The 21,856-nt window shown below is 65.5% G+C and carries 22 protein-coding genes; 13 read left to right on the plus strand and 9 right to left on the minus strand.

Features of this window, described 5'->3' with window-relative positions:
- Positions 1–12 precede the first annotated feature (12 nt).
- The gene (locus BN972_RS12195; protein ID WP_036358044.1) at positions 13–1,158 is read right to left on the minus strand and encodes a thiolase family protein; all 1,146 of its coding nucleotides are present in this window, start codon (positions 1,156–1,158) and stop codon (positions 13–15) included.
- Between the two features lie 181 nt (positions 1,159–1,339).
- Here BN972_RS12195 and BN972_RS12200 point away from each other — a divergent pair, with 181 nt between their 5' ends.
- On the plus strand, positions 1,340–2,545 hold the full coding sequence (locus tag BN972_RS12200; RefSeq protein WP_036360717.1) for a cytochrome P450: 1,206 nt from the start codon (positions 1,340–1,342) through the stop codon (positions 2,543–2,545).
- Here BN972_RS12200 and BN972_RS12205 read toward each other — a convergent pair.
- Positions 2,542–2,928, minus strand: coding sequence for a lipocalin-like domain-containing protein (locus tag BN972_RS12205; RefSeq protein ID WP_036358047.1), 387 nt, complete (start codon positions 2,926–2,928; stop codon positions 2,542–2,544). The genes BN972_RS12200 and BN972_RS12205 overlap by 4 nt on opposite strands.
- Here BN972_RS12205 and BN972_RS12210 point away from each other — a divergent pair.
- Together BN972_RS12210 and BN972_RS12215 are read left to right on the plus strand one after the other, a co-directional pair.
- Positions 2,823–4,001, plus strand: coding sequence for an LLM class F420-dependent oxidoreductase (locus BN972_RS12210; RefSeq protein WP_080696822.1), 1,179 nt, complete (start codon positions 2,823–2,825; stop codon positions 3,999–4,001). The two genes, BN972_RS12205 and BN972_RS12210, sit on opposite strands and share 106 nt — an antisense overlap.
- Before the next feature lie 10 nt (positions 4,002–4,011).
- Positions 4,012–4,866, plus strand: a complete 855-nt coding sequence (locus BN972_RS12215; RefSeq protein ID WP_036358053.1) for an SDR family oxidoreductase — start codon at positions 4,012–4,014, stop codon at positions 4,864–4,866.
- On the opposite strand, the gene BN972_RS12220 is transcribed toward BN972_RS12215, so the two are convergent.
- Genes BN972_RS12220 through BN972_RS12235 form a run of 4 tightly spaced genes read right to left on the minus strand, consistent with a single transcriptional unit; the run spans position 4,863 to position 8,743 of the window.
- Positions 4,863–6,500: an acyl-CoA synthetase gene (locus BN972_RS12220; RefSeq protein ID WP_036358055.1), complete on the minus strand. Its 1,638-nt coding sequence runs from the start codon at positions 6,498–6,500 to the stop codon at positions 4,863–4,865. The genes BN972_RS12215 and BN972_RS12220 overlap by 4 nt on opposite strands.
- Positions 6,501–6,516: 16 nt before the next feature.
- On the minus strand, positions 6,517–7,134 hold the full coding sequence (locus BN972_RS12225) for a PaaI family thioesterase (protein WP_036358057.1): 618 nt from the start codon (positions 7,132–7,134) through the stop codon (positions 6,517–6,519).
- Complete coding sequence (locus tag BN972_RS12230) at positions 7,131–7,754, minus strand: cysteine hydrolase (protein ID WP_036358060.1); 624 nt, start codon at positions 7,752–7,754, stop codon at positions 7,131–7,133. Before BN972_RS12230 ends, BN972_RS12225 begins: the two co-directional genes overlap by 4 nt.
- Positions 7,751–8,743 carry a Rieske 2Fe-2S domain-containing protein gene (locus BN972_RS12235; RefSeq protein WP_036358062.1) on the minus strand — a complete coding sequence of 331 codons (993 nt, stop codon included), beginning with the start codon at positions 8,741–8,743 and terminating at the stop codon, positions 7,751–7,753. Before BN972_RS12235 ends, BN972_RS12230 begins: the two co-directional genes overlap by 4 nt.
- A 118-nt stretch (positions 8,744–8,861) precedes the next feature.
- Between BN972_RS12235 and BN972_RS12240 the strand changes: the two genes are divergently transcribed.
- From BN972_RS12240 to BN972_RS12255, 4 genes are read left to right on the plus strand one after another with little or no spacing between them, the layout of a single operon-like run.
- Complete coding sequence (locus BN972_RS12240) at positions 8,862–10,475, plus strand: flavin-containing monooxygenase (RefSeq protein WP_036358064.1); 1,614 nt, start codon at positions 8,862–8,864, stop codon at positions 10,473–10,475.
- 9 nt (positions 10,476–10,484) lie between these two features.
- On the plus strand, positions 10,485–11,645 hold the full coding sequence (locus BN972_RS12245) for an alpha/beta fold hydrolase (protein ID WP_036358066.1): 1,161 nt from the start codon (positions 10,485–10,487) through the stop codon (positions 11,643–11,645).
- On the plus strand, positions 11,645–12,016 hold the full coding sequence (locus BN972_RS12250) for a nuclear transport factor 2 family protein (protein ID WP_036358068.1): 372 nt from the start codon (positions 11,645–11,647) through the stop codon (positions 12,014–12,016). Before BN972_RS12245 ends, BN972_RS12250 begins: the two co-directional genes overlap by 1 nt.
- Positions 11,980–13,044, plus strand: a complete 1,065-nt coding sequence (locus tag BN972_RS12255) for a TIGR03857 family LLM class F420-dependent oxidoreductase (protein ID WP_036358070.1) — start codon at positions 11,980–11,982, stop codon at positions 13,042–13,044. The genes BN972_RS12250 and BN972_RS12255 overlap by 37 nt, the downstream gene beginning before the upstream one ends.
- Before the next feature lie 16 nt (positions 13,045–13,060).
- Here BN972_RS12255 and BN972_RS12260 read toward each other — a convergent pair whose 3' ends face one another.
- Positions 13,061–14,569: an acyl-CoA carboxylase subunit beta gene (locus tag BN972_RS12260; protein WP_036358072.1), complete on the minus strand. Its 1,509-nt coding sequence runs from the start codon at positions 14,567–14,569 to the stop codon at positions 13,061–13,063.
- A gap of 121 nt (positions 14,570–14,690) precedes the next feature.
- On the opposite strand from BN972_RS12260, the gene BN972_RS12265 reads away from it, so the two are divergent.
- The 5 genes from BN972_RS12265 to BN972_RS12285 all read left to right on the plus strand — a co-directional run bounded on the left by BN972_RS12265 (position 14,691) and on the right by BN972_RS12285 (position 19,259).
- Entirely contained in the window at positions 14,691–15,707 is a 1,017-nt protein-coding gene (locus BN972_RS12265; RefSeq protein ID WP_036358073.1) for an LLM class F420-dependent oxidoreductase, read from the plus strand.
- Between the two features lie 31 nt (positions 15,708–15,738).
- Positions 15,739–16,959, plus strand: coding sequence for a cytochrome P450 (locus BN972_RS12270; protein WP_036358075.1), 1,221 nt, complete (start codon positions 15,739–15,741; stop codon positions 16,957–16,959).
- Positions 16,960–17,011: 52 nt separating this feature from the next.
- Complete coding sequence (locus tag BN972_RS12275) at positions 17,012–17,842, plus strand: SDR family NAD(P)-dependent oxidoreductase (RefSeq protein ID WP_036358076.1); 831 nt, start codon at positions 17,012–17,014, stop codon at positions 17,840–17,842.
- Between the two features lie 224 nt (positions 17,843–18,066).
- A complete protein-coding gene (locus BN972_RS12280; protein WP_142277120.1) occupies positions 18,067–18,297 on the plus strand; it encodes a hypothetical protein in 231 nt (76 codons plus the stop codon).
- 167 nt (positions 18,298–18,464) lie between these two features.
- Positions 18,465–19,259, plus strand: coding sequence for an SDR family NAD(P)-dependent oxidoreductase (locus BN972_RS12285; RefSeq protein WP_036358080.1), 795 nt, complete (start codon positions 18,465–18,467; stop codon positions 19,257–19,259).
- Here the strand turns inward: BN972_RS12285 and BN972_RS12290 are convergent.
- Both BN972_RS12290 and BN972_RS12295 read right to left on the minus strand, forming a co-directional pair.
- A complete protein-coding gene (locus BN972_RS12290) occupies positions 19,256–19,816 on the minus strand; it encodes a TetR/AcrR family transcriptional regulator (protein ID WP_158086319.1) in 561 nt (186 codons plus the stop codon). The two genes, BN972_RS12285 and BN972_RS12290, sit on opposite strands and share 4 nt — an antisense overlap.
- A 95-nt stretch (positions 19,817–19,911) precedes the next feature.
- Positions 19,912–21,312: an FAD-binding oxidoreductase gene (locus BN972_RS12295; RefSeq protein WP_051545399.1), complete on the minus strand. Its 1,401-nt coding sequence runs from the start codon at positions 21,310–21,312 to the stop codon at positions 19,912–19,914.
- A gap of 132 nt (positions 21,313–21,444) precedes the next feature.
- Here BN972_RS12295 and BN972_RS12300 point away from each other — a divergent pair, with 132 nt between their 5' ends.
- Positions 21,445–21,849 carry a cupin domain-containing protein gene (locus BN972_RS12300; protein WP_200869727.1) on the plus strand — a complete coding sequence of 135 codons (405 nt, stop codon included), beginning with the start codon at positions 21,445–21,447 and terminating at the stop codon, positions 21,847–21,849.
- Positions 21,850–21,856 lie beyond the last annotated feature (7 nt).

Consider the following 21,856-nt stretch of genomic DNA (forward strand, 5'->3'; position numbering starts at 1 on the left):
CAGGCGCGTCTCTCAGGTGGTCAGAATCGTTGCCGCCGCCGTGCCCGGCGCCCCGTAGAGCTGAGTGAAGCCGACCTTCGGCTCGCCGGGAACCTGACGGTCTCCGGCCTGGCCCCGCAGTTGCCGCACGATCTCGTGGATCTGCCGTAGGCCCGACGCGCCGATCGGCTCCCCATTGGCGATCAGGCCGCCGTCGGTGTTCACCGGCATGGCGCCGTTGATCTCGGTGGCGCCGTCGGCCAGCAATCTTTCCTGGTCCCCGTGGGCGCAGAAACCGCATTCAGCCATGTGGATGATTTCCGCGCCGGCATCGGTGTCCTGCAACTGGATTACGTCCACGTCATCCGGACTGACACCCGCCTTTTCGAACGCGGCGCGCGCCGCGTAGACGGTGGGTGCGACATCCTCCTCGACCGGGGCGAAGGTCGTGTTCACCTCGTAGGCGCCGTATCGGCGGGTGCGGACTTCGGCCGCCTTCAAGTAGACCGGCTTGTCGCTGTAGCGGTGTGCGATGTCGGCGCGGCACATCACCACTGCAGCGGCACCCTCGTCCGGGGCGCAGAACATGTACTGGGTCAGCGGATAGTTGAGCATCGCCGAAGCGAGGATATCCTCCTCGGATATCGGCTTGCGGCGGAAGGCGTTCGGGTTCAGCACGCCGTTGCGGAAATTCTTCGCGGCGACCTTGGCCAGAGTGCGCTGCGATATGCCGTGGTCGTGGAGGTACCGGTTAGCCTTCATCCCGAAAAACTTGGTGGTGAGGTATTGCCCGTTCTCGGCGTACCAGCGCGGCATGCCGACCAGGGCCGGATCTTCGGTGAACGCACCCCGTGGGTGTTTGTCCAGCCCAATGGCGATCCCGATGTCGTAGTCCCCCAGCCGGATTCCGTCGGCGCAGGCCTTCGCCGCGCTCGCCGCGGTGGCACATGCGTTGAACACGTTGGTGAACGGGATGCCGGACAGTCCGACCATGCCGACGATCGCATCGGGATTGGCCACCGTCCAGCTCCCACCGGTCGCCGCCTGGATGTCTCTCCACCGCACACCGGCGTCCTTTACTGCGGCGAAGATCGCGTCGACGGCCATCTCCATCGCGGATTTTCCCTCGAACCGGCCAAAGGGGTGCAGGCCCACGCCGATGATGGCGACATCCTTCATTGCGGCGATTCTCGCTTCCCTGGTGCCAAGGACACTTGACTATAATACTGTAACCATTACCGTTGATCATTCCACGCCCATCGGGAAGAGGTCGCAACGTGGCCGAGGATCGGTGCTCCGGCCAGCTTTGGCTGCCGCGCAACAGAATCCGTCGCCGTATCCAGGCACCGGAGGTCCTTCGGTGACCACTGCCGCGGTGGTGTTCGACCCGTTTTCCGAGGAATTCTTCAACAGCCCGTATGTGACCTACCGGCGAATGCGCGCGGAAGCTCCCGTCTACTACAGTGCCGAATACGACTTCTACGCGCTGACCCGCCATGAAGATGTCGCCACCGCGTTCAAGGACCATCTGACCTACTCGTCGGCGTACGGTGTCGACCTGGCGCAGGTGCGCAAAGGCCAGGTGACCAAGCACGGGTCGATCATCGCGATGGATCCGCCCGCACACCGTCGCATGCGGGGCCTGCTCAACAAGGTGTTCACCCCTCGCGCTATTCAGGCGTTGCGGCCCTTGGTGACCCAGGTGGTCGACAGGTACCTATCGCGGGTCGACCCGGACGGTTTCGACTTCGTTCAGGACTTCTCGGCACTGTTCCCCGTCGACGTGATGACCACCATGCAAGGCGTACCGGAGGGCGACCGCCAACAGATCCGGTTGTGGATCGACGACCTGTTGCACCGCGCGCCGGGAGAGGTCGAGATGGGCGAGGCCGGTCTGAAGTCCGCCGTCGACATGGCCATCTATTACTACCGCCTCACCAAACAGCGCCGGGAGAACTTGGGCGATGATTTGCTGAGCCGGCTGATCCGGGCCGAGGTCGAACGCGAGAACGGCGAAATGGCTCCGCTGGACAACGTCGAGATCACCGAATTCGCCACGTTGTTGGGCGGCGCCGGTGCTGAGACGGTCACCAAGCTCATCGGCAACGCGGCCGTCGTGTTCGCCCGCAACCCCGGACAGTGGCGCAAGCTGCTCGACGATCGCAGCAAAGTGCCGCTCGCGGTCGAGGAACTGCTGCGCTACGAGGCGCCCGCGCAATACAACGTGCGACGCTCGACCCGCGAAGTCAGGCTGCACGGCAAGACCATCCCGGCCGGAAAACCGGTGTTCCTGGTGGGCGGGTCGGCCAACCGTGACCCGGTGGCCTGGACCGACCCCGACACCTTCGAAATCGACCGCGACCGCACCCAGTCGCAGAACCTCGGGCTCGGCTACGGCATCCACAGTTGTCTGGGCGCGGCGCTGGCACGCCTGGAAAGCACCATTGCGCTGGAACGGATGCTCGAGTTCATGCCGCGCTATGAGGTCGACTGGGCGGGTTGCCGACGGGTCAACATGCAAAACGTCGCGGGCTGGAGCAACGTGCCGGTGCGGGTGCTGCGCTAAGTGTGATCCCGGCGCCACACCAGGGTGCTATGCGTGGTCGTGCCCTCTGGCGAGGTGACGCTTGCCGATAACGTCAGCCGGTCACCGTCGACCTGCGCGTTGCGAATCTGCGGTCGCTGCAACAACTCCGGCATCGTCGCGATCGCGACGTCGTGGCAGACCGTGCCCGCGGCCTCATCGACGCGGAACCGTCCGCCATAGGAGATGAATTCGCCACCGGGCCCGGGTGTCAGCTGCGCGGACATGTGCCCGTCGGTGGTGTAGAGGATCAGGCCTGATGGTTGCTCGCCGAACGGATGCCGCAGCTCGCCGGTCGCGGCATCGCGGGAGACAAAAGACTCCAATCGCCAGCCACCCAGGATGGTCTCACCCAGTGCACGCACCGGTTGACCCTACCGAATTAATTACAGTAACGTCCACACGCATGAGCGGTGCCTCTGAGCGCGCCGGCATCAAGATCGATGGGGGAATCCCCATGGAACTGCGACGGGCGCCCGGCGTGGCCGCCGAACTCGAACGGCGTGACTACGACGGCTGTTGGACCGGTGAGATCAACCACGACCCCTTTCTACCCATGCTGCTCGCGGCCGAGCACACGTCCAGGATCGAACTGGGCACCAGTATCGCGGTGGCCTTCGCCCGCAACCCGATGACAGTTGCGCACACCGCCTGGGACCTGCAGTCCTACTCGGTAGGACGGTTCATGCTGGGCCTGGGCACCCAGATCCGGACCCATATCGAAAAGCGGTTCGGTATGCCATGGAGCCGTCCGGTGCCGCGCATGCGCGAGTTCATCTGCGCGCTACGAGCGATCTGGGACAGCTGGCAGCACGGCACCCGGCTCTGCTTTCAGGGCGACTTCTACACCCACACGCTGATGACGCCGACGTTCACTCCGGAACCGCTGAACTGCGCGCCACCAAAGGTTTTCGTCGCCGCGGTGGGCGAGGCCATGACCGAACTGTGCGGCGAGGTCGCCGACGGCGTGGTCGCCCACGCGTTCACCACCGCGCGGTACTTGGATGAGGTGACCCTCCCGGCGCTGCAACGCGGGCTCCAGCGGTCCGGTCGCGCGCGCGGTGAGGTCGCGGTGTCGTGCCCGGTGTTCGTCGTGACGGGCCGCACCGGAGGCGAAATGTCCGATGCCGCCGTGGCAGCGCGAAAACAAATCGCGTTCTACGGGTCCACGCCGGCTTACCTGACCGTACTCGACCTACACGGCTGGGCGGACCTGCACACCGAGTTGCACCGGTTGTCACGTCGGGGCGACTGGGACGCCATGGGTGCGTTGATCGACGACGAGGTGCTCGGCGCCTTCGCCGTCGTGGCGCCGGTCGACCGGCTAGCGGTCGCGCTGCGGGAACGGTGCAACGGCGCGGTGGACCGGGTGCTGCCGGCATTTCCGGCCGGCCTGCCTAAAGAAGTGATCGCGACGATCCTCGAGGAACTGCGGTAGGGGGTTCGGGATGGACAGAGTCCGCGGCCGAACGGTGGTCGTCACCGGCGGCGCCCGGGGCATCGGGTTCGCGACGGCGAAGGCATTGCTGGTGCGGGGTGCGCTGGTGGTGATCGGTGACCGCGACGCTGGCGCGCTCCGGGACGCTGTCGCGGAATTGAGCCGCGCCGGTGCGGTTTTGGGCTATCCGCTGGATGTCGCGGACCGTGATTCGTTTGTACACTTTCTGAGCCTTGCCAAATCCGGCAGCGATGGCGGCATCGATGTGCTGATCAACAATGCCGGAGTGATGCCCGTGGGTTCATTCACCGAGCAACCGGCACAAGCCATTCGGTCCGCCCTTGAGGTGAATCTCTATGGCGTACTCAACGGTTGTCAGCTGGTACTGCCGGAAATGCTGACCCGGCGTCGCGGTCACATCGTCAACATCGCATCGATGGCCGGCGTGATGGCCATCCCGGGGCAGGTGGTCTATGCCGCCACGAAATTCGGCGTCGTCGGGCTCAGCGTGGCGCTGGCCGACGAATTCGCCTCGCACGGTGTGCAAGTCACCGTCGTATTGCCACCCTTCACCCGCACCGATCTGATCGCCGGGACCAAGGCGTCCGGCGTCGGCCGACCAGTTGAGCCCGATGTGGTGGCCGCCGCCATCGTCGGGGCGCTGGACAAACCGCGCACGCAGGTGTCGGTACCCCGGCCGGCCCGGTTAGTCGGGCCGGTGGTGTCGATGCTCGGCGCACGCGGCCGACGGTGGTTCAACAGGAGGATCGGCGCGGACACGCTGTTTCTCGACGACATCGACCATGCTGCCCGGGCTTTCTACGAGCGGCGTGCGCAATCCGCGTTGGGAGTCGTCGATCGCTAGGGGTTGAGAGCCTGCTCCCGCGCCCATCGGTAGTCGGCCTTGCCCGACGGGCTGCGCACGACAACCGAGCGAAACACGATCGCCTTGGGCAACTTGTAACGCGCCAGCGACTGGGCGGCGTGGGCCACCAGTTCCTCGGGCTCGGCGTGTGCTCCCTCGGCCAGCGCGACGACGGCCACCACCTCCTGTCCCCACCGGTCGCTCGGGCGCCCGGCGACGACCACGTCGAACACCGCCGGATGGGAGGCAATCGCGGTCTCGACCTCTTCGGCGAAGATCTTCTCTCCGCCGGAGTTGATGGTGACCGAGTCCCGGCCCAGCAACTCGATGTGGCCGGCCTCGTGGTGACGGGCCCGGTCGCCGGGCACCGCATACCGCACGCCATCGATCACCGGGAAGGTCGCCGCCGTCTTCGCCGCATCGCCCTTGTAACCCAGCGGGACGTAGCCGCGTTGCGCCAACCAGCCGATCCCGTCGTGACCCGGTGTCAGGATCGACGAAAGGTCTTCGGCGGCAACAAAAGTGTCCGGCCCGGCGGTGAAGTTTCCGGTCGACACCGAGCCCGATGTCGACAGATGACTCATCTGGGCACCCGTCTCCGAGGATCCGACCCCGTCGATCACCATCGCGTTGGGCAGCACATCGATAAGGCGTTGCTTGACGTAGGGGGTCAGCAGCGCCCCGCCGTTGGCGACGACGAACAACGATGAGACGTCGGCGATCCCCTTCTCGATCGCGGCGACCAGCGGTCGAGCAATCGCGTCACCGACTACCGTCACCACCGCCACGCCTTCGCGCTCGATGGTGCGTACCACGTCCTCGGCGTCCAGATGGTCGACGACGGAGGGAAATACGATGGTCTGCCCGGTGGTCAGCGCGGTCATCACACTCCACTGGGCGGCACCGTGAATCAGCGGCGGCAGCACCATCAGTTTGGTGCCGGGGCCTGCGGTCACCCGGGCCACGATCTCGTCGACGGAAGTTACGAACTGTCCGCCCACCAGATCGCGGCCGCCGAAGGACGTCATGAAGATGTCGGCCTGGCGCCACAGCACGCCCTTGGGCATGCCGGTGGTGCCACCGGTGTAGAGGACATACAAGTCGTCGGGGGAGTGCTGCACCGGCGGCGGCTCGTAGGCACCGGCCATGATGCTCTCGTAATCGACTGCGCCGTCCAGTAACTCGTTTCCCGAGTCGTCCGCGATCTGGATCAGCACGCGCAACTTCGGTAGCTGAGGAAGCACCTCGGCCACCCGCGGCGCGAACACCGCGTGGTAGAGCAGCGCGGTGGCTCCCGAGTCCGCCAGCAGGTAGTGCAGCTCGTTCTTGACATAGCGGTAGTTGACGTTGAACGGTGCGACGCGCGCCGCGAAACTGCCGAGCAGTGCCTCGACGAATTCGTTGCCGTTGTAGGCGTAGAGCCCGAGCAGGTCCTGGCCGACCTCGTGGCCCGGCAGCTCGGAGCGCTCGGTGTGACAGCCCAGCCCCCGTGCGTGCAGGAAGGCGGCCAGCCGGTTGGACCGCTCGATGATCTGGGCGTAGGTGAAGCGCCGGTCGCCCTGGACGACGAGTTCGCGGTCGGGTACCGCGGCGGCGACGGCCGCCGCGACCGCGGGAACGGTGAATTCGGGCACAGGACTCCTCGCGAGACTACGGTTGGTGGGGTAGCAGGCGAACCATCAACCCGGACGCTTGGCTGAGGGCCGCACCGTCAGAGCTTTTCATAGACGCCGCGATGAAAACCTTCCGGCCCTCGATTCGCTCGATCCGGCCACTCGCGGTCAGCGGCTCCTCGATCGGAGTGATCTTGCGGTAGTCGACATGCAGGTAGGCGGTGCGGGTAGGACGGATGTCGGCGCCCGTGACCACCATGCCGAACAGCCAGTCGTAGAACAGCGGGATCATGCCGCCGTGCACCGCGTGGTTGCCGCCGACGTGCGACTGGGTGAAGTGGCCGTCCATGGTGACACCGTCGGGCCCGGCATAGGTCAGGGTCCACGGCGGCAGCAGCGGATGGCCCAGTCCCGGTATCTCGAGGACGCGCCCTGCCGGTGCCTCGATCTCGGGCACCAGATGCTGTTCCACTACCGCGCAGGCATTCTCGATACATTCGGTGGCCGCATCCCAGGCTGCCAGGTCCGGTTTGGTGGAGACGGTCAGATCCTGCAGGCGGCGCAGCGCGGTAACGAAGCGCTCCAGCCCGGGCGGCTGATCCAACGGCCGGATGTCCGGAAACCCGCCGCGGGTGTCGCTCGTAGTGTCGGTCATGGCGTCCCTTCTGCCCATGCCTCGAGCAGTTGATCAGTGGTGGTGATGGTGGCCAACAGCGACAGCGTGTTCGCGATTACCGCGTTCCCGTAGTCGGCCGGGATGCCGGCGACGGCGTCGCGCGGGACGACGACGCGGTAGGCGGCGTTGACGGCGTCCATCACCAGGTTGGGGATCGCGATGTTCAGCGAGACACCGACCACGACAATGGTGGACACACCGAGGTTGCGCAGCACCGCGTCGAGGTCGGTCCCGCCCATCGGCCCGACACCATGCCAGCGCGACAACACCAAGTCACTTGGCTCCGGCCCCATTTCGGGCAGCAGTGCCGCCCCGGACGTCCCAGGAGCGATGTCGACGCCACCACTCATGGCGAAAATCCTGGCGTTGTGGTTGGAGCCGAGGCCGTCCGGCCGGCGCCGCACCAGGCAGTGCACGACGTGCACCCTGGCGGCCCGTGCCGCCGGCAGCAGACGCACGATGTTGGGCAGTGCTACCCGGCGTGCTTCCTCGGCCAGCAACGCCAATCCGGCATCAGGTCCCATCACCGCTCCCTGGCACTCCTGGGTGACGATGGCGGTGTGGCCGGGTGCAGCGACGTCGGCGAGTGCGGGCCTCATGCCGGCACGTCGTAGAACTGGGTGGCCCACTTGCGCAGCGCCATATAACCTTTCGCGTCGGTTTTGGACAACGCCGGATGTTCGACGTACTTCTGGTAACGCCAAATCTCCAGGTCGTCGAATACCGTGGACAGAAACTGTCGTTCGATGGTCTCGCGCAGTTTCCCCTCAGGCACAGCAGCGGTGTCGCCGGGCAGGCGGGGCCACCAGATCGAATAGAACAGGTCCGAACATTCATCGTCGACGGGTGTGCAGGTGAAGATCAGCCGGTGGTTCTGGGCACCCTCGAAGACACTGATCGCCCCGCCGAGGCCGAACAAATGGCTGTGGAACCGCAACGCCAGATCCTCGGGGTCGTCACTGTGCGCGTTCGGCCAGCCGGCAAGGAACTGCCACTCGTGGTCTTCGATCTTCCATTCCAGCACCCGCGGGGTCACCGTCGCGTGGTGCACATACTCGAAATGCGCGCTGTCCGGGGCGTTCTCCGCCACGATCTGCGGGTGCACGGGTTCGCGCTCAGCCCGCCGGGAGAACTCCGGATACGCGCGGTAGTAGGCCCCCGGATCGGTCTCGAACTGCGGGAACTTGTGGAAAATATCCGGCATCTGCCACTGTGGCGGCTCACCGTGCGGGTGGTGCCAGGCGAACACGCAGTCGTATTGCTCGGTCACCGGGAAGACCCGCAGCTTCAACGCCCGATTGGGCCGATCCGGCTGGTAGGGGATGTAGCGGTTGGTGCCGTCGGGACCCCAGCGCCAACCGTGGAACGGGCATTGCACGCAGTCGCCGACCACCTTGCCGCCATGGCCGAGATGCGCGCCGAGGTGTTTGCAGTGAGCTTCGAGCACGTGCAGCTCGCCGGACTCGTCGCGATAGGCGAGCAGGTCCTCGCCGAAGTACCGCAGTGGCCGCACCTCACCGACGGGAAACTCGGGTGACCATCCGATCATGAACCACCCGGTGACCTTCCAGGTGAACGGGACTTTCACTTGCCGATGCCTCCGTCCGGCTGATACTAAGTCCATTACAGTATAGATTTCAGCAGTTCGGCACACCGCGCGGCAAGGAGCTTCATGGCATCAGGGCTCGTCCTGGGGGTGACCGGGTATGGAACCTGACTTTGACGTCATCGTGATCGGCGCCGGATTCTCCGGCCTGTACATGCTGCATCGACTGCGTCAGCTCGGCCTGCGTAGCCGGGTGTTGGAGAAGGCCGAGAATGTCGGCGGCACCTGGCTGTACAACCGCTATCCGGGCGCGCGGTGCGACATCGAGAGCATCGAATACTCCTATAGCTTCTCCGAAGAGATTCAGCAGGAATGGATTTGGACCGAGTCGATGCCCGCCCAGCCCGAGATCGAGGGCTACCTGAACTTCGTCGCCGACCGCCTCGACCTGCGTCGCGACATCACCTTCGACACCGAAGTGGTCGCGATGGCCTTCGACGAAGACCGCTCGACGTGGGCTGTGCGTACCGCGGCGGGGCGGACCTTGACCGCCGCGTTTGTCGTCGCCGCATCCGGGATCCTGTCCGTGCCGCTGGAACCCGATCTCCCCGGCATGGGTTCCTTCGGCGGCACGTCGCTGTACACCAGTCGCTGGCCCAGGGCCGGCTTCGACCTGACCGGGCTGCGGGTCGGCGTTATCGGGACGGGATCGACCGGAGTGCAACTCATTCCGGTCGTGGCGCAAGAAGCCAAGCAGCTGTTCGTGTTTCAGCGATCTGCACCCTACACGCTGCCGTGGCGCGTGCACCGGTTCGCGCCCGGCGAGCTGGAAGAGATGAAAGCTCGCTACGGCGAGATCCGGGCCGCGCAGCGGGAACATCCGATCGGCGCGGCTCGGTTGAGCGCGTTCTCGGTGCTGCTCGAGATGCTGGCCAGCCCACCGCTGAAGTCGGCAACCCGTGAGGAGCGGTTGCGCGCCATCGAGGAGAACGGAGTGCTGGGCGCGCTGAACTGGAGCGACGTCTTCTTCGACATCGAGGCCAACCGGATGGCCGCCCAGCTGTACGGCGAGGCGGTGGCCCGGATCGTCAAGGACCCGCGGACGGCGGCCGCGTTGGTGCCGCAGCACCCGTTCGCGTGTAAGCGTCCGATCATCGATCAGGGGTTTTACGAGACGTTCAATCGAGACAACGTCACCCTCGTCGATCTGCGGACCGACCCGATCGACGCCGTGACGTCCGGCGGCGTCCGCACCGCCGCCAACGAGTACGACCTCGACGCGATCGTCTACGCCACCGGGTTCGATGCGATGACCGGAGCGTTGAGCCGCATGGACGTTCGCGGTCGGGAGGGTCTGAGCCTGGCGGAGTTCTGGGCGACCGAAGGCCCGTTGTCCTTGCTGGGGCTGGCGGTGGCTGGCTTCCCGAACCTGTTCACGGTGCAGGGGCCGGGCAGTCCGAGCGCGGCGACGAATTTCGTGGCGGCACTCGAACAACATGTGGAGTGGATCGGCGACTGCATCGCCTATCTGCGCGCCAACGGGATGCGCACCATCGAGGCGCTGGACAGCGCGCAGCGAGAATGGATCGAGCATGCCACCGCCCTGGTGGCGCCCACCGTGCTCGTTCATCCCAGCTGCAACTCCTGGTACAACGGTGGCAATGTCCCCGGCAAGAAGCGGATGTACATGGGCTATACCGGCGGAATACCGGAATATCGGCGGCGCTGCGATGAGATCGCGGCCACCGGGTACATCGGGTTCAAGCTGAGGTAGGTGATCGGTATGTCGTGGGCCATGCGGGGGCTGGGCATCACCCGTGAGTTGGGCATGGTGTTGCCGCGCACCATCTCCGGTTTCCGGGCCGACTTCAGCGAATCGACCGGGCTGGTTCCGGCGGCGCCGCGCAATGCGCGGCAGTTCGGTGAGGTATTCCTGGACGAGCTCGTGCTAACCGGTTTCTCGGTGCTGGGCGGTGGAGTGCCGAAGAAGGTGCGGTCGCTGAGTGAGTGTCTGCCGGCCGCCGAGGAACTGTCGGAGCTCGGCATCGAGCGCGCACACGCCGAGCCGGCGCCGCTGCGGGTGCACGCCATCAGGCGGCGGCGCATCGCCGGATTGTCCTACGAGCGCATGACGTTCGAGCACGATCCCGCCTTGCCGCGTTCCCTGGCCGACGAAGGTTTCGGTGGTCCGGCCCGGGCGGCGGTGCACCTGTGTCGGCATCGCGACGGGCCGCGGCCGTGGCTGGTGTGGATTCACGGCGCCGGTCAGGGCGGTGCCGAGGACATGCTGATGTCGCGGATCGACCGGATCCACCGGGGCTTGGGTTTCAATGTTGCGATGCCGATTCAGCCGGGTCACGGCAGCCGGCGCGGTCATTGGCCGAGCTATCCGGACATGGATCCGCTGGGCAACGTCGCGGGCATGATGCGGTCGGTGTCGGAGATCCGCGCTGTCGTGCGTTGGGTGCGACGCCGGGCGACTGCCGTTGTGGTTGCCGGGGTTTCGATGGGCAGCCCGGTGGCCGCGCTGGTGTCCCACTTCGAGCGCGACGTGGACGCCGTGGCGCTGTACACGCCCATCCTGGGGCTCAACGGGATGATCGCCCGGCACCTGGGACGGTCGGGCTCCTCACGTAGCGACTACCGCAAACTTCTGCAATCCGAGGTGGTGGCTCAGCTCACGACGGTGATTGATCCGCTGCAGGCGGACCCGGCGCCACCGCCGCATCGGCGGCTCATCGTTGCGGCCCGGCACGATCGGATGGCGATGCTGGAGCCGGCGCTGGTGCTGCAGGAGAAGTGGGGTGGCCAGCTGTACTGGTATGCCGGTGGGCATGTCAGTCACGTCCTGTCCGGCCGGGTGCGCCGGGTTTCCGAGCGGTTCCTGCGAGAAGTCAGCAGCGGTGCGGGCGTGCCGCCGGATCTGACAACAGTGTCGGAGTGATGGCTGCCGTCCGCACCGCCCGCGAGGTGGTCGAACTCTACAACCTAGTGGTATGGAACGAACGCAACCTCGAGTTGGCCGAGGAATTGTTGGGCGACACCGTCATCCGGCATGAGTCCGGTGGGGCACACGCGCTGACCCACGCCGAAGCGGTGCAGCGAGTCGCAGACATGTGGCGGCTGTGCGACTCGCTGCGTTTCGACCTGAATATTGTCGTCGCCGACGACGAGCACGTCGCGATCGTCTACGACTCGGCTATCACCGCCGATGGCGCCGAGACCAATGTGGCAAGCATCGAGGTGTTCCGCGTCCTGGACGGCCGGATCACCGAGGTATGGAACTGTGGCTACCAGCAAGGAGTGTGGGGTTGAGCGTTCTCGACGAATTGGGTTACTACCTGCTCGCCGGAGCGGGTGGTGAGGGCCCGGCCACGTTGATGGACGAGGCGCGCCGCGGTGAGGAGCTCGGTTTCGGTACCGCGTTCATCTCCGAACGCTGGAACGTCAAGGAGGCGTCGTCGCTCGTCGGGGCGGCGTGCGCGGTGACCAACCGCATGCAGATCGCCACTGCCGCAACAAATCACAATACCCGGCACCCGTTGATCACCGGATCGTGGGCTACCACGATGCACCGACTCTCGGGCGGGCGCTTCACCCTCGGGATTGGGCGTGGCATCGCCGCGATCTACGGGGCATTCGGGATCCCTGCGGTGACCACGGCGCAGATGGAGGACTGGGCCCAGGTGATGCGCCGGTTGTGGCACGGCGAGGTGATTTTCAACCACGACGGGCCAATGGGTAAATACCCCGTTCTGTTTCTCGACCGGGATTTCGACGAGGACATCCGGCTGGCGCTGGTGGCCTTCGGCCCCAACACGCTGGCGTTGGGTGGCCGGGCGTTCGATGACGTCATCCTGCACACCTATTTCACTCCGGAGACGCTGCAGCGGGCCGTCGCCACGGTGAAGTCCGCCGCGGAAAAGGCTGGCCGCGATCCCGCCAGCGTCCGGGTTTGGTCATGCTTCGCCACGGTGGGCGACCATCTGCCCGAGCAGTTGCGGCTGAAAAAGACCGTCGCGCGGCTGGCGACCTACCTGCAGGGCTACGGCGATCTGCTGGTCAAGACCAACAACTGGGATCCTGCTGTGCTGCAACGGTTCCGCGAGGATTCCGTGGTCACCTCGATCGCCGGCGGAATCGACCACAAGGCCACGCCCGAGCAGATCGAGCACATCGCCAAACTGATCCCCGACGAATGGCTGGAGCCCTCGGCAACCGGAACGCCGCAGCAGTGCGCGCAGCGGATCCGGCGCGAATTCGACTACGGTGCCGACGCGGTGATCCTGCACGGCGCCACACCCGACGAGCTGGAACCGGTGGTGCGGGCCTACCGCGCGTAGCGTTCGCGCAAGCTAGCTACGGCAGGATCACCGTGCGGGTTACGGGCTCCGCCATCGCCTGCCGGGCCGACAGCGCCCGCTGCAGTGCGGCCAGCAGTGCGTCCCGGGTCTCGCCCGGATCGATCAACTCGTCGAACCCCATGTGTTCGGCCGACCGGTAGGACGCCTGCAACTCGGCGTCACGCAACTTCGCCGACAAATCCTCACCAGCGTTGGATGCGCGGCTGAGCGCAGCGGCACTCATGGCGCCCATCGTCGCGCCCGGGTAGGCGAATGTGGCCGACTGATGGTCGAATCCGAGCAAAGACATCACCATCGAGCCGAACCCGTAGGCCTTGCGCAGGGTGACGTGCAACTTGATGGTGGTCGCTGCGGTCTGCGCGGCGAACATCCGCCCCCCACTGCGCAGCACGCCCTGGCGTTCGGAGCGGCTACCAGGCAGCATGCCGGGGTTGTCGGCCAGGAACACGATCGGCAAGTGGAAGGAATCTGCGACCAGGATAAAGTGCGCGGCCTTGTCCGCGGCATCGGAGTCGATGGACCCCGCCAGCACCCGCGGCTGGTTGGCGACGACGGCGACGGGGTTTCCGCCGAGATGGGCCAGCGCGCAGATGATCGCCCGGCCGAAGGCCGGCTGCACTTCGAACCAATCCGGCCGGTCGAAGACGACGTCGAGCACCGCACGCATGTCGTAGACGTGGCGATTGTCGCGGGAGACGATGTTCAGCAGTTCGGGGGTGGGCCGTGGCTGCGTGGTCTCGTCCGCCGCCAGCGACGGCGGATAAGACCATGCGCTCGGCGGGAAGTACGACAGGTAGCGTCGGATGTCGTCGAGTGCGGATTCGTCGTCCTCGGCGACGTTGTGGATCACCCCGCTGGGCAGCGCGACGTCCGGTCCGCCCAGGTCCTCCTTCGAAATCTCTTCGCCGGTGGACTCTTTCACCACGGGCGGCCCGGCGGTGAAGATGGTGCCCTGCCGGCTCATGATCCGGAAGTCGCACACCGGGGCAACCAGGGCGCCGTGCCCCGCCGACGGGCCGAGCACGGCGGCGACGGTCGGAACCCGGCCCGAGCACTGCGTCTGGGCCAGCAGGTCGGTGGGACTGCGCCCGTAATGCCCGCCGGTCGGGCGAAAGCCCGCTCCGTCAAGCAGCATTACGAGCGGAATCCGGTCGCGCAGAGCCAGTTCGGCGATCCGGTAGCGTTTCGAATTGCCGCCGGGCCCGATGCTTCCGGCCAGCGTAGTGAAATCCTCGGCACCCACCATCACCGGTACACCGTTGATCAACCCCGAGCCCGTGACGATCGCGTCCGCGGCGACCTCGCCGCCGACCAGCGTGCCGATCTCTCGGAACGTGCCCGGGTCCAGTAGTCGCTCGATGCGAGCACGCGCGTCCAGCTTGCCCTTGCCGCGGTGCTTGTCCAGGCGCTCGGGCCCGCCCATCGCCAGGGAGTGCCGGCGACGCCGGTCGAGGTCCTCGAGCGTCTCCGCCCATTCGGCGGGCTTCTTGGGGGCCTCAGGCATGCTCTGTAGTCCTCACTCGCCGGTCGACAGCTACCGAAGTGCTTACTGTAGCGCGGCCGGGCGGCGCTGCGGAGTTGGCTGACGTTGACCCTACCGAATTGCTTACTGTAGCTTTTGCCCTATGTCGCGCGGGGCCCTCAAGATCGACGGCGGCATACCGAACAGACTGGACCGCGTCATCGACGCGGCCATCGCTCTGGAACAGCAGGGCTGCGACGGCGGCTGGACGGCTGAGACCAGCCATGACCCCTTCTTGCCGCTGGCGCTGGCCGCCGAGCACACCTCGCGAATCGAACTGGGCACCAACATCGCGGTGGCCTTCGCGCGCAACCCGATGACCGTCGCCAACCTGGGCTGGGACCTACAGGCCTACTCCGACGGCCGGTTCATCCTGGGCCTCGGAACCCAGATCCAGGCCCACATCGAGAAGCGCTTCAGCATGCCCTGGAGCCACCCGGCGCGGCGGATGCGCGAATTCGTCGCGGCCCTGCACGAGATCTGGTCGGCGTGGCGCGACGGCACCAAACTTCGGTTCGAGGGGGAGTTCTACACCCACAAGATCATGACGCCGATGTTCACCCCCGAACCGCACCCCTACCCGACGCCGCGGGTCTTCCTGGCCGCCGTCGGTGAGGCGATGACCGAGATCTGCGGGGAGATCGCCGACGGTCACCTGGGTCACCCAATGGTTTCCCGGCGGTACCTCGTCGAAGTGACGACGCCGGTGCTGCTGCGCGGCCTGCAGCACGCCGGGCGCGACCGCGATGATTTCGAGATATCGGCCGAAGTGATGGTCGCGACCGGAACAAACGACGAGGAACTGGGCAAAGCCATGACCGCCGCCCGCAAACAGATCGCGTTCTACGGGTCCACGCCGGCCTACCGCAAGGTGCTCGACTTGCACGGTTGGGGCGACTTGCACGACGAGTTGCACCGTCTGTCCAAACTGGGCGAGTGGGACACCATGGGGTCGCTCATCGACGACGAGATGCTCGGCACCTTCGCGGTGGTCGCCCCGATCGAGGAGGTCGGCGCGGCGCTACGCGATCGTTGTGCGGGTGTGGCCGATCGGGTGTTGCCAATCTTCTATGCCGCGTCGCAGGACTGTATTCGCACCGCACTCAAGGAGTTTCGTTGATGAAGGGACCTCGGCTGTGAGCGCTCCGACCATGGACGAGGCCGCGCGGGTCCTGGCCGATCCGCAGGCCTTCACCGACGAGCGGCGGCTGCACGCGGCGCTGGCCCACCTGCGCGCCAACGCCCCGGTGTCATGGGTGGACGTACCGCGCTATCGCCCGTTCTGGGCGATCACCAAGCACGCGGATGTCATGGCCATCGAGCGGGAGAACACGGTGTTCACCAACTGGCCGCGGCCGGTGCTAGCGACCACCGAGGGCGACGAACAGGCCGCGGCGCTCGGGGTCCGGACGCTGATCCACCTCGATGACCCACAGCATCGCGTGGTGCGTGCTATCGGCTCGGACTGGTTCCGCCCCAAGGCTATGCGCGCGATGAAGCTCCGAGTGGACGAGTTGGCCAAGATCTACGTCGACAAGATGGTGGAGGTCGGACCGGCCTGCGATTTCGTTCAGCAGGTCGCGGTGAACTTTCCGCTCTACGTCATCATGTCGTTGCTCGGCGTGCCGGAAGCCGACTTCGCCCGGATGCTGCGCTGGACGCAGGAGTTGTTCGGCGCTGACGATAGCGAGTTCAAGCGCGGGACCACCGCTGAGGAACAGATCGCGTCGCTGCTGGAGATGTTCGGCTATTTCAACGAATTGACCACATCGCGTCGCGAAAGTCCCACCGATGATCTCGCCTCGGCGATCGCCAACGCCCGCATCGACGGTGAGCCGTTGTCGGACATCGACACGGTGTCCTACTACCTGATCGTCGCCACTGCCGGGCACGACACCACCAGCGCGACCATCGCCGGCGGCCTGCAGGCCCTCATCGAGAATCCTGACCAGCTGCACTGGCTGCGCGAAAACCTCGACCGGATGCCGCAAGCGACCGAGGAGATGATCCGTTGGGTCACGCCCGTCAAGCAGTTCATGCGCACCGCCGCCAAGGACGTCGAGGTTCGCGGTATACCGATCGCCGAGGGCGATTCGGTGCTGCTGTCCTATGCGTCGGCCAACCGCGACGAGGACATCTTCGAGGACCCGTTCCGCTTCGACGTCGGTCGTGACCCCAACAAGCACGTCGCCTTCGGCTACGGCGTGCACTTCTGCATGGGCGCCGCGCTGGCCCGCATGGAGGTCACCAGCTTTTTCAACGAACTCCTGCCCCGCCTGAAATCCATTGAGCTGGATGGTGATCCGGAGTTGGTCGCAACGACCTTCGTCGGTGGCCTCAAGCACCTGCCAGTCCGCTACTCGCTGACGTGAGTTTAAGCTGTCTTCTGCCCACGGTCAGTCAGTGTCAAAGGATGCCATCGATATGACACGCAGGACGATTGTCATCACCGGTTCCAGCGACGGCATCGGCGCCGCCGCAGCCCGGCGGCTCAGTCGAGAAGGTGCAAACGTCGTCGTGGTCGGTCGCTCGCAGAGCAAGACGACCGCGGTGGCCAACGAAATCGGCGCGGATTACTTCGTGGCGGACTTCGCCGACCTGGCCCAGGTGCGGGCGCTGGCGGACAAGATCAAGTCGGAATACCCGCGCATCGACGTGCTGGCCAACAACGCGGGCGGCATGTGCAAGCAGCCGGAGATCACGGCCGATGGCCTGGAGAAGACCTATCAGGTCAACTACCTGGCGCCATTTCTGCTCACCACGCAGTTGCTGGATGTGCTCGTCGACTCCCGTGCCACCGTGGTCAACACCACCAGCAACTCCCACAAGCTGGTGCCGAGGGTCAAAGTCGCCGATCTCGAACACACCGAGGGGCGCCGGCCCAGCTTTGCCTATGCGCTCACCAAGTTGGCGATCATCCTCTTTACCAAAGAGCTGCACCGTCGATACCACGAACGCGGAATATCGACCGCGACGTTCCATCCCGGCTACGTCAACTCCAATTTCGGGGAGGCGTCCGGTTCGCGGTTCCTGCTGTTCATGAAGAACAACGTCCCGGTGATCGCCAGGTTCACCGCGAGCGCCGAGCAGGGTGCCGAACAATTGGTCTGGCTTGCCTCCAGCACCCCCGGTACCGACTGGCGGCCGGGCGAGTACTACGCCAAACACAAAGTCGCCAAAGCGAACCGCCGCGCCTACGACCCGAAGCTGGCCGCGGAGTTGTGGGAACGCACAGCGGCCAAGGTGGCGATCTAGCGGGTCAGACCGCTGTCCCGGAGTACGTCACACAGAGCGTCGACCCAGCGGCGAACTCGTGGTTGGCAGCCGTTCCGAAGTTGACCACAACCCATCGCGCGCTGCGGCGCGTAGGAGGCCGCCGCTGGTGACGCGCAGCCGCGCGGGCCCGCCCGCGCGACACGGGCGTCGGTGGCGCGACGTAGCACCGGTTGCTCGGCACGGTCGGGCACGGGCAGCAGCACATGCCTTCCGGCAGGCGTTCCGGTGATCCCAAGGTCGAATCGGATGTGGCGGTCGTGCTGGCCACTGGTGATGGAGTCAGCCATGGTCAACTGCTCGAGCGCGTTGACGTAGAACTGCTGGCCGCCCCCGCGGCGATGAGGCTCTCGACCAGCTCGTCCGGTAAGCACAAGCCAACCCAGTCGCAGCACGCCCGGAACGAATTGGGGTCGCGACTCGGCTATCCCCGCTGAGGCGGTAATACTAGGGGCACTACCGGAAGGGGAATTGTGCTGGGTGTTCATCACGCCGCGGTCTGTACCGACGTCGAACGGTCGCTGCGCTTCTGGCCGGAATTTGGCGCCACGACGGATCAGCTGAGGTCGATCTTCGAACTGGTCGATGCGATCGGGCCCGCAGCATGAGCACCGCTCTGGTGACCGGTGGCGCCTCGGGAATTGGATCGTCGACCGCGTCGCTCCTACGTGAGGCCGGCTACGACGTGGTGGTATGGGACCTGAAAGGTGGTGACATCGACTGCGATATCAGCGATTTCGACGCCGTGTCGGCCGCGATGGAGCAGACCATCCGCGAGCACGGCGTCCCCACGCGGGTCGTGACATCCGCCGGTATTGGGTCCTCTGGTCTGCTCCTGAAGCTGCCGCCCGAAGAATGGGAACGGGTGCTGGCGGTCAACCTCACCGGCACCTGGTTCACCATCCGAGCGGCCGCCCAAGCCATGATCGACGCCGAACTCGAGGGCTCTATCGTCGTGGTGTCCAGCATCAGCGGCACGTTGGCAGATCGGGACATGGGTGCCTATTGCGTATCGAAGGCCGGTCTGGACATGCTGGTGAAAGTAGCGGCCGTGGAATGGGGGATCAACGGCATCCGAGTCAACGCGGTCGGGCCGGGTGTCACCCGGACGCCGATGCTCCCCGACGCCGAGAAGTGGCCGGCTTGGGTCGAGGGAATGTCCAAACGAACGGCGTTACGTCGCCTCGGTGACCCGGGTGACGTGGCCGAGGCAATCGTGGGTGTACTCGAAATGGCTTGGGTCACTGGGCAAATCGTCCATGCCGATGGAGGACTGTCGCTGCACAGCCCGATTGATGCCTACGGGCAGGTGGAGAAGTTGGCAAGGTTGAAGAGGCTGCAGGAATTGCACCGGCAGAAGCAACAGGGCAAGGACGCTCAGGTCAACGTCTCCGACTAACCGCCCTCTCGGTAGCCGGCCCGCCCCAGCATTGACGTGACTTGGCGTAGTAAGGCGGTGCGGAACCCGTCGGCCGAAGGCGCAGGGAACTGCAGCGTGCGCGGAACCATGGCGCCGGCGAGCCAGATGAGCAGCAGATCGATGACGTCCTCCGCGCTCACCGTAGGCGCGAAGACCCCCGCTTCGGTGCCCTCGATCACAGCTTGCAGGAATGGCGCGCGGTAACGTGCCCACCCCTGCTGGCTGTAATCGCGCAATTCGCCGTCGCGCATACTCGAACGCCAAACTTCAATGAGCAGTTGATGATTGCGAAGCGGCGTGTTGAGATTTCGGTCAATCATCGCAACCAGTCGATGCCATGGGTCCCGCTCGGCCGCCGCGACTGCCTCCAGCGCAAGCACCTCGACTTCGGTGGCATGCCGGATCGCCTCGATCAGCATATCCTCGCGTGAACCGAAGTAGTTCTGCAGCGTGCTTATCGCCGCTCCACTGGCCGCCGCGACGTCGGCGAAGCGAGTGTTCTCATAGCCTCGCTCCGCCAGCACGGTCGCGGCCACTTCAGCCACCTCGGCCCGGCGGGCACCACCCGCCCGGCGGGTCCGCCGTGGAAGTGTCATTACCGTATGGTACGGCAATACCGATGGTTAGCAAACTACTGGTAGCCGATGTACGGCGGGATGTTGTGGTTGAGGCGAAACCGGTTGTGCGGATCGTACTTCGTTTTCACGCTCCTTAGCCGGCCGTAGACATCCGGTTCGTAAGCCTGACGGGTGCGTTCCTCAGTAGTGTCTTTCGGGCCTTGAAAGCTGGGACTGGCCCCGTCGTAGAGCCAGGGCCGCAGGGCTTCGAAGAGTGCGCCACCCGCTTGCGCGTAGTCGACGACATTGTGACCGGGCGGCACGACGGTCAGGCCGAACACAGCGAAGGCGGCGTCGCGTGCGCCTACCGAATTCAGAACCGGTGCCGGTTTGCTGAAAGCGCCTCCCAGATGGCGGAAGTCGACGATATTGATCGAGCTTGCGGATCGCGGGCCGATGACATCGACGACCGCCGAAACCGTCTCCGGCGCCAGTTCGCGCAACAGGCCGAACTGCTCCACTGCGGCCGCCGGATCGGTGGGATCGTTGCTGATCGAGCCGAACTCGCTGTACGGAATCTCGGCCACCGTGTCGGCCAGCACCGGCGCCGCCTGCCGTAACGGCTCAATCGCCACGCCCCCCGAATTCGCGTCGCCGAGGTATGAGACCCGCACGGAGAGGGTCAGACGTCCCTGCATGAACGGCGGAAGACCGGGCAATGGTGGCAGATTCAGCACCGCCAAGCTGGTGGTGAGTTCGTCCGGGGCGGTCGCTGTCAGTGTCCGGTAGACGTCCATGACCTTCTCGATGTGTGCGCCGGAGTAGAAGATCGCGCCGGCATATAGCCGAGTCACCGGGAACAGATTGAACTCCATCGCCGTGACGACGCCGAAATTGCTCCTGCCGCCCAGCAACGCGCCGAACAGGTCTGCTTCCCTACGAGGCGACACTTCGCGCAGTTCACCGTCGGCGGTCACCACGTCGATGCGGCGAACATGGTCGGCGGCCCAGCCGAACTTGCGACCTATGGTCGAGCTGGCCCCGCCGCTGAGGGTATAGCCCACCACGCCGACTCCGGGTGCGGAACCCGGCAAGGGCGCAAGGCCATATCTTGCTGCGGCTCGTACCAATTGGTCGAAACGCACTCCGGCCTCGACTCGTGCTGTGCGCCGAGAACTGTCGATGGCGATCCCACGCATTCTTCTGGTTGTGATCATCAGCGTCGAGTGGTCGGCCTCGACCGAGGGTCCGTGCCCGGTGTTGAGGACGGCGATGTCTAAGTCGTGCCGGCTGGCGAATGACACGGCAGCCACCACGTCGGCGGCCGTGGCCGCACCGACTGCAATCGCGGGCCGGTGTTGCACCGCAGTGTTGAAAACAGGCACTTCGGCCGCATATCCCGGTGTGTCACGTGTGCAGGCGGGACCCTGCAGGGCGTCGCGCAGTGCCGGCAGGGCAGCAGGCCAGGATTCCACAACCCGATCCTCTCGATTACTTATGTTGGTATCCTGATACGGTACGGTGATACCGACCCAATAGGGATCGCCTATGGGCGAGATCACAGAAATCGAGGTGGGCCGCCGTTGCGAAGGAGTTCTGTGTGCGTATTGGCCCTGTTTGCTTTGATGGCGTGGCTCGGGTTTCCGCTGCTGCAGCCCTCGTCGAGTTCGAGTGTCGACTACTCCATCGTGGCGCAGAGCTCAGACCATGGCAGGGCATTCGTCGTCCGCGATGCCACGATCGAACCGGGTGGGCGTATCGGCTGGCATTGGCACCGAGGAACCGTGATCGCGGCGGTGAAGGAGGGCACGTTGTATCACTACGGCAGTGATTGCTCGCTCGACGGCATCTACCGTGCTGGGGAATCGTTCGTCGAACCAAGCGGCGCCGACCATGTGCACGACGGCCGGAACCTCGGGGCAACGCCGGTAGTGCTGGAGGTCATGTACATCATCCCGGAAGGCACACCGCTCGCCGACGCGCGCGAGGCCCCGCCGGGTTGCGTCACGTGATGGGGGG

The organism is Mycobacterium asiaticum DSM 44297 (genome assembly GCF_000613245.1).
GTDB classification, from domain to species: Bacteria; Actinomycetota; Actinomycetes; order Mycobacteriales; family Mycobacteriaceae; genus Mycobacterium; species Mycobacterium asiaticum.

Excerpts from the sequence above, each read along its gene's own strand:
- BN972_RS12280 (WP_142277120.1), top strand. The coding sequence starts at position 18,067 with ATGCCTTCCGGCAGGCGTTCCGGTGATCCCAAGGTCGAATCGGATGTG.
- BN972_RS12215 (WP_036358053.1), top strand. The coding sequence starts at position 4,012 with ATGGACAGAGTCCGCGGCCGAACGGTGGTCGTCACCGGCGGCGCCCGG.
- BN972_RS12255 (WP_036358070.1), top strand. The coding sequence starts at position 11,980 with ATGGAACTGTGGCTACCAGCAAGGAGTGTGGGGTTGAGCGTTCTCGAC.
- BN972_RS12250 (WP_036358068.1), top strand. The coding sequence starts at position 11,645 with ATGGCTGCCGTCCGCACCGCCCGCGAGGTGGTCGAACTCTACAACCTA.
- BN972_RS12260 (WP_036358072.1), bottom strand. The coding sequence starts at position 14,569 with ATGCCTGAGGCCCCCAAGAAGCCCGCCGAATGGGCGGAGACGCTCGAG.
- BN972_RS12230 (WP_036358060.1), bottom strand. The coding sequence starts at position 7,754 with ATGAGGCCCGCACTCGCCGACGTCGCTGCACCCGGCCACACCGCCATC.
- BN972_RS12270 (WP_036358075.1), top strand. The coding sequence starts at position 15,739 with ATGGACGAGGCCGCGCGGGTCCTGGCCGATCCGCAGGCCTTCACCGAC.
- BN972_RS12285 (WP_036358080.1), top strand. The coding sequence starts at position 18,465 with ATGAGCACCGCTCTGGTGACCGGTGGCGCCTCGGGAATTGGATCGTCG.
- BN972_RS12240 (WP_036358064.1), top strand. The coding sequence starts at position 8,862 with ATGGAACCTGACTTTGACGTCATCGTGATCGGCGCCGGATTCTCCGGC.
- BN972_RS12225 (WP_036358057.1), bottom strand. The coding sequence starts at position 7,134 with ATGACCGACACTACGAGCGACACCCGCGGCGGGTTTCCGGACATCCGG.
- BN972_RS12210 (WP_080696822.1), top strand. The coding sequence starts at position 2,823 with ATGGTTGCTCGCCGAACGGATGCCGCAGCTCGCCGGTCGCGGCATCGC.
- BN972_RS12275 (WP_036358076.1), top strand. The coding sequence starts at position 17,012 with ATGACACGCAGGACGATTGTCATCACCGGTTCCAGCGACGGCATCGGC.
- BN972_RS12195 (WP_036358044.1), bottom strand. The coding sequence starts at position 1,158 with ATGAAGGATGTCGCCATCATCGGCGTGGGCCTGCACCCCTTTGGCCGG.
- BN972_RS12245 (WP_036358066.1), top strand. The coding sequence starts at position 10,485 with ATGTCGTGGGCCATGCGGGGGCTGGGCATCACCCGTGAGTTGGGCATG.
- BN972_RS12265 (WP_036358073.1), top strand. The coding sequence starts at position 14,691 with ATGTCGCGCGGGGCCCTCAAGATCGACGGCGGCATACCGAACAGACTG.